Genomic DNA, 455 nt, shown 5'->3' with positions numbered 1-455 from the left:
CTTCGCCTCTTAGATCCTAGGCATCCACCATGCGCTCTTATTCGCTTTAAAAAATTTAGTATTCAAATACTACTATTTCGAATACAACTTGCATTTCCCAATATGTCAAAGAACTTTTAATCACTGATCTCTTTTRCAAGATTTCATTTSYGTGATTATTGYCGATGTGTGAGATCYGATCTCTGTAACTCTTTAGYTACACATCTTCATTAAAGATTGAAAAGAACTTGAAAAACTTTAAACATTGCTGTTTTAAGTTTTCTGCTCTATYCGCTTTGGCGTGTAGCCRTCTRCGTTAGTAGCAATAAATTAAAAGAAGGAAACAACAGCTYACTCAGGTTAATGAGCTCTAAAAAGGAGGTATTCCAGCCGCACCTTCCGATACGGCTACCTTGTTACGACTTAGCCCCAATTACCGATTTTACCCTAGGCGGTTCCTTGCGGTTGCCGACTTC

1 rRNA gene is annotated in these 455 nt (G+C 38.4%); it reads right to left on the bottom strand.

What is annotated here, in order from left to right:
- Window positions 1–353 precede the first annotated feature (353 nt).
- Window positions 354–455: ribosomal RNA gene (locus AC1DFM_RS34780) — 16S ribosomal RNA — on the bottom strand; the annotation flags it as partial.

The sequence above is a fragment of the Chitinophaga sp. 05T412 genome (assembly GCF_056396465.1).
The sequence above is the reverse complement of the archived record's forward strand: the minus strand, read 5'-3'. Positions and strand labels throughout refer to the sequence as shown.